9 protein-coding genes and 1 tRNA gene are annotated in these 5,481 nt (G+C 61.0%); 2 read left to right on the forward strand and 8 right to left on the reverse strand.

Going from position 1 to position 5,481, the window contains the following annotated elements; genetic code table 11:
* Positions 1-173: zinc ribbon domain-containing protein (locus ACP5EL_RS08845; RefSeq protein WP_428402155.1), on the forward strand; the 173-nt coding region annotated here is incomplete at its 5' end.
* 37 nt (positions 174-210) lie between these two features.
* Here the strand turns inward: ACP5EL_RS08845 and ACP5EL_RS08850 are convergent.
* A complete protein-coding gene (locus tag ACP5EL_RS08850) occupies positions 211-747 on the reverse strand; it encodes a GNAT family N-acetyltransferase (protein WP_428402147.1) in 537 nt (178 codons plus the stop codon).
* 116 nt (positions 748-863) lie between these two features.
* Between ACP5EL_RS08850 and ACP5EL_RS08855 the strand changes: the two genes are divergently transcribed.
* A complete protein-coding gene (locus ACP5EL_RS08855; protein ID WP_428402148.1) occupies positions 864-1,226 on the forward strand; it encodes a winged helix-turn-helix domain-containing protein in 363 nt (120 codons plus the stop codon).
* 2 nt (positions 1,227-1,228) lie between these two features.
* On the opposite strand, the gene ACP5EL_RS08860 is transcribed toward ACP5EL_RS08855, so the two are convergent.
* From ACP5EL_RS08860 to ACP5EL_RS08890, 7 genes are all read right to left on the reverse strand, one after another.
* Positions 1,229-1,450, reverse strand: a complete 222-nt coding sequence (locus ACP5EL_RS08860; RefSeq protein ID WP_428402149.1) for a transcriptional regulator — start codon at positions 1,448-1,450, stop codon at positions 1,229-1,231.
* Positions 1,451-1,697: 247 nt separating this feature from the next.
* The gene (locus ACP5EL_RS08865) at positions 1,698-2,333 is read right to left on the reverse strand and encodes a CDP-alcohol phosphatidyltransferase family protein (RefSeq protein WP_428402150.1); all 636 of its coding nucleotides are present in this window, start codon (positions 2,331-2,333) and stop codon (positions 1,698-1,700) included.
* A gap of 43 nt (positions 2,334-2,376) precedes the next feature.
* Positions 2,377-3,606: an aminotransferase class I/II-fold pyridoxal phosphate-dependent enzyme gene (locus tag ACP5EL_RS08870; RefSeq protein WP_428402151.1), complete on the reverse strand. Its 1,230-nt coding sequence runs from the start codon at positions 3,604-3,606 to the stop codon at positions 2,377-2,379.
* Positions 3,603-4,094 (reverse strand): Lrp/AsnC family transcriptional regulator, encoded by a 492-nt coding sequence (locus ACP5EL_RS08875; protein WP_428402152.1) that lies wholly within the window; start codon positions 4,092-4,094, stop codon positions 3,603-3,605. The genes ACP5EL_RS08870 and ACP5EL_RS08875 overlap by 4 nt, the downstream gene beginning before the upstream one ends.
* A 44-nt stretch (positions 4,095-4,138) precedes the next feature.
* On the reverse strand, positions 4,139-4,456 hold the full coding sequence (locus tag ACP5EL_RS08880; RefSeq protein WP_428402153.1) for a hypothetical protein: 318 nt from the start codon (positions 4,454-4,456) through the stop codon (positions 4,139-4,141).
* Positions 4,457-4,512: 56 nt separating this feature from the next.
* Positions 4,513-4,586 (reverse strand) — tRNA-Thr (locus ACP5EL_RS08885).
* A 25-nt stretch (positions 4,587-4,611) separates the two neighbouring features.
* Positions 4,612-5,481: TIGR00269 family protein (locus ACP5EL_RS08890; protein ID WP_428402154.1), on the reverse strand; the 870-nt coding region annotated here is incomplete at its 5' end.

The raw sequence follows: 5,481 nt of genomic DNA on the forward strand, positions 1-5,481 counted from the left end.
TATGTTCCAGGTGCGGTCTTAAAGTTCCAAAATCGCTATCGGATCGGGTCCATGAATGTCCTCAATGCGGGCTGGTCATGGACCGTGACGAGAACGCGGCGATAAACATTCTGAGACTGGGGCTACAGTCTCTGCCAAAAGCTAGAAGCCTCGCCCTTCTGGGCGGGGAGTAGTCACGCGCTTCTTCTGCCGGATCTGTGGTGAGGCCTCTCAAAGCCGAAGCGCGTACCTCACCTCGGTGACGGTCCTCCCCCAGATCTCGGAGGTATTCTCCTCCGTCTCCTCAAAGCCCAGGGATTCATAGAGGCTCGTCGCGGCCAAAAGCCCCCGGACCGTCCAGAGGAAGATCGCTTTGTACCCGGCGGATCGGGAGAAGGCCAGCGCCTCCTCGACGAGCCTCCTCCCCAGGCCGAGCCCCCTCACCTCCGGGGCCAGAAGGAGCCACCGGAGCTGAGCCTCGGCGTCGGATACCCTCACTATGGCAGCAGACCCGACGATCCGTGCTGCCCTCCTCCTACCAACTTCGCCAGCCACCATCTCTACGATCCAGATCCTGTCCCTATCCGATCGAGACTTGACGAACTCGGCTATGGGCCCCGCAACATAGGCGTCAAAGGAGGTGTCCCACCCCTGCTCTTCGGCATAGACGACGCCGTGGAGGTGGACCACCATCCCGATGTCGCCGGGGCAAAGGTCGGTTCGGATCGAGATCGAAGGGCTCAGTTCCTTTGGATGTCTATCCTTCATGCTCCGAGCCGCATTAGAATCTCAACATATTTCAAAATTGCCTCCCGCCTCCTTTTTCCGACGACCTTCTCTCGTTCGTAGATGAGCTTTCAGCCTGGTCAGACAAAGGTCTTAAGATGTTTCAGGGTAGAAAGGTCCGGAGGATGAACGAGATCTCCGAATCGGGGCCAGAACCAGGGATTTCTCCTGCCGAAGGCGGCGGAGAGGTGCCGAGGTGGTGGGAGTCGTCCGAGGAGCACAGGTTCGCCCTGGAGGTACTCCAGCTCAGGATCAGGAGAGATATCTTGAAGTTCATCGGCGAGAGGGTCCGATCGGCGGAGGAGGTCGCCGAGGAGTTCGGCATCCCTGAGAGACAGGCGGCCTTCCACCTGGCGATGCTGGAGAAGGGTCTGGTGATCGAGCCCGTCACTGGAGGCTACAGGTCCACGCCCACGGGCCAGCTCTACCTGGAGAGGGTCGAAGGCCCATCGTCAGGATGACCTCAGCCTTTCAGAACTCTCATCCATCCTGTCCCGTTGCAGGCGGGGCAACCCCTGATACAGAGCCTTCCTGCCCCGTTGCAGAGGGCGCACCTTTTCGCAGGGAAGGCCACCATCACCTCTCCTTTGCCGCCGCAAGCAGGGCAGCGCCGTCCATCAGATTCGCCTCTGCCCTTGCAGAAGGCGCAGATCTCGGGGGCAGAATTAGTCGGTGAAGCGGACATCTTTTGGTCTGTTCACGGGAATGATATATGATCCCCCACCTTCCAAGTCAGAGCCCGACTTATGTAGCAATTAAACCGAAAAGCTTATTACTAAATATGAGTCTAGTATGTGATGCCGCACTAGGCGGCGAGATCCTGACCTCCACTGCAGCACGAAGTCCGTGCCACAGCTGTGCCCATTTCGACAGAACTGGGTCCGGGCGTTGAGCGGCGTTCGGGCCCGCTCTCCCGCCATCAACGGTTTTTTTTATTCGTCCGGCGTCAGCCGTCTGCCGTATCTCATCGCGAGAAATATCCTCTGGACCGCGGTCAGGTTCGAGAGGACCGCGGCGAGGACGATGGCGCCCAAAAGCCAGTCGTCACCGAATAGGAGGGCGCCGATCATCCCGGCGTAGATGAGGATCAGCCTCTCGGCCCTCTCCAGGAGCCCTCCCATCTCTTTGGCCAATACCTTCTGGTCCTCGACCAGGCCCCGGTGGTCGGCGTAGGCCCGTACGAAGGAGGTCATCACGGCCCCGAAGATGAGGATCGCAATCCAGGCGCCGATGGGGATGAAGAAGCTCGTCTCGGGGCCGAGGTAAAAGAGGAGGCCCAGGATGAGGAGGACCTCTACGTACCTGTCGAGGACCCCGTCGAGGAAGGCCCCCGCCGCGGAGGCTCTCCCGGTCGCCCTGGCCACCGCCCCGTCCACCATGTCCAGGAACCCTGAGAGCAGAAATAAGAGAAAGCCGAGGAGGAGCCTGTTGCCCACCAGGGCGAGAAACCCTCCCAAGGCGACCGCCAGGGCGAGGGCGGTCCAGGCGTTGGGAGAGAGGCCGAGGCGGCCGAGGCCCGCCAGGGATCGGTCCACCTTCTTTCCGTCCACCAGACGGGACTTTAGCATCCTGGCCGGAGACGAAAAGAAGGTATTAAACCCTTTTGTCCTGTTATGTTATGAGGTCCGCCAGGAACCGTTCGATCCTGTCGACCGCCTCCAGGATCTCCTCTCTCGAGGTGGCGTACGAGCAGCGAATGAACCCCTCGCCGCTCTCGCCGAAGGCGTTTCCGGGGACCGCGGCCACCTTCTGCTCTTTTAAGAGCTGCTCTGCAAACTCCTCGGAGGAGAGGCCCGTACCCTCGATGGAGGGGAAGGCGTAGAAGGCCCCCTTCGGCTCAAAGCAGGGAAGGCCCAGCCTCTCCAGCTCCGAGACGAAGAGCCTCCTTCTCCGATCGTACTCCCGCTTCATCGCCTTCACCTCCGCCTCGCCCCGGCGGAGAGCCTCCACCGCCGCCACCTGGGCCATGGTGGGGGCGCAGAGCATGGTGTACTGGTGAACCTTGGTCATCGCCCCCACGATCGAGGGGTCGCCGAGGGCGTAGCCCACCCTCCAGCCGGTCATGGCGCAGCACTTGGACAATCCGTTCAGGAGGACGGTCCTCCCTCTCATCCCCTCCAGCTGGGCGAAGCTGGCGTGTCTTCCGTCGTAGGTGAGCTTGTCGTAGACCTCGTCGGAGACGACCAGAAGGTCGTTCTCGACCACCAGATCTGCGATCTCCTCCAGGTCCTCCCGGGTCATGACCGCTCCGGTGGGGTTGTTCGGGTAGCTCAAGACCAGGGCCTTAGTCCTCTCGTTGATGGCATCTTTGAAGTCCTCGGGCCGGAGCTTGAACTCCTCGGAGAGCCTCGTCGCCACCGGCCTTGGGACGCCACCGGCGAGGAGGACGTCGGGGACGTAGGCGACGTAGCAGGGCTGGGGCACGATCACCTCGTCTCCTGGGTTTAGAGTCGCCCGAAAGGCCAGGTCGACGGCCTCGGAGACGCCGGTGGTGATCAGGATCTCCTCATCGGGATCGTAGTCGAGGCCCAGGTCCTCCGCCGCAGACTCCGCCAGAATCTCCCTCAGCTCGGGAAGGCCCTTGTTCGAGGTGTAGGAGGTGTGGCCCCCCTCCAGGGAGTAGATGCACGCCTCCCTGATATGCCAGGGGGTCGCAAAGTCTGGCTCCCCCACCCCGAGGCTGATCACACCCTCCATCCCCACCACGATGTCGAAGAACTTCCTGATCCCCGAAGGGGGCATCTCCTTGACCGTAGTCGAGAGGTGGGTCTCGGGGCGCCAGATGGCAGGCTTCTCCATGGCGAGCTTTTTGCTGCTCGACCCGATCTCGCTTCTATTCATGCAGTGACCACCAGTCTCTTCGGCTGGGCCCTGTCGTAGAGGATGACCCCGTGCTCCTTGTAGCTTTTGAGGACGAAATGGGTGCAGGTAGACTCGACCCCCTCGAGGGTCGAGATCTTCTCGGTGACGAAGAAGGCGACGTCCTTCATCGACCTTCCCCGGACGGTGAAGGATATGTCGTGGTCGCCGGATATCAGCCTCACAGACTGGACCTCTGAGAACCGGGCTATCCTCTCGGCGATGGCGTCGTAGCCCTTGTCCCTCGAGAGGGAGACCTTCAGCTCGACTATGGCGTAGACGTAACCGTCATCGATCTTCTCCCAGTTGATCATGGTCATGTACTTCCTTATGACCCCCGCCTCCTCCAGGCTCCTGATCTCTGCTGCGACCTCCTCCTCTGAGCGCCCCAGCAGGGTGGCGATCTCCTCCGGGGTGGCCCTGGCGTTCTCCTCCAGCACCTCTAAGATATCCTTGGCGAAGTCCATCATAGATCATCCCCTTCCGATCTGTTAGGGATTATAGTTTTCCTTCCTCACCACCACTCTTCTATCATCATCTCGAAGAATGACCCGTTCATCGTGGCGTTGAAGTCGAGGGGCACAGGGTCTGCAGTGCCGGTGAGGTTCTCGAAATCGCGAAAGATGCTCTCGTTTCTCATCAGATGGTAGAAGGGTGGGCTCGCTGTGGCTGGGTATCGGCTCTGGTTGAATATCCCCTCCTCCGCCGATCGATTCACAAACCCCATCTCCTCTCCGGCGAGGAGGAGCTGCAGCTCATCTACGCCGCCGGTGAGGTTTGCGGCCAGAGGGTCGACGGCGGCCGACGCCGTAGCCGCGGCCAAGAAGAGCAAAGAGAAGATGGCGAGACCCAATTTCTGCCCCCGGAATGTATGAACTTTTGGATTTAAGCCCCGGGCGTGATTCGAACACGCGACCTAGTGATTACAAGTCACTCGCTCTAGCCAGCTGAGCCACCGAGGCCCGTCTCCTCCTCCGCCTTAAACATTTAAAGACTTTGCTCCGCCCGGACCTGGTCCAGGAGCCTGCAGCTTGCGCAGATACCGTCGCTGGACGGCTCTCCGCATCGGGTGCAAAAAACTACCTCGTAAGAGCCCGGGGGCTGGAGGGCGAGGATTTTGTCAAAACCCCTCATGATCGAGTACTTGGTTCCCGGGTGCTCCGCCTCGATCTCGTTCAGGAGGTCCTTCACCTCCTGTCTCATGGCCCTGGATATATAGGGGCAGGCCGAGGTATCGATGGGAATTCCGTGGGTTATGGCGTAGATGCCCATCTCCTTCTCCGGAACGCGGGAGAGCGGCTTGATCCTGGGGACCATCCCCTGGAGAGCCCTCTTCGGCCTGAGCCGATAGAGCCGGTCGACGTCCCCTTTCAGGTAGTTGAGCATCACCGTCTGGGCCTCGTCGTCGAGGTTGTGGCCCGTGGCGACGGCGTCAGCGCCGAGGTTCCGGGCCGTCCTGTTGAGGAGGCCCTTGCGGAGGACGCCGCAGAAGCTGCAGGGGCCCTGGGGGTGGCCCTGGGAGGCCATGAGGTCTGTGGTGACGCCGAAGTTCTCGCCGAGCCTCTCGACGACGTGCTCGACTCCGAGATCTTTGGCGATCGCGGCCGCAGCCGCCAGAGTCTTCGGCCTGTACCCCTCGATCCCCTCGTCGATGGATATGGCCAGAAGCTCCACGTCCTCCCGGCTGGAGAAGAGGGTGTGAAGGATCGATAGGAGGGCGGTGCTGTCCTTGCCGCCGGAGACGGCTACAGCTATCCTGCAGGGTTTGCCGAAGATCCTGTATCTTCTGAGGACCTCCTTCACCTTCCGGTGAACGTCCTCCTCGAAGTGGCGGGCACAGAGGTGCTTTCCCGAGTA

The sequence above is a fragment of the Methanocrinis sp. genome (assembly GCF_049974945.1).
In the GTDB taxonomy this organism is placed as follows: domain Archaea; phylum Halobacteriota; class Methanosarcinia; order Methanotrichales; family Methanotrichaceae; genus Methanocrinis.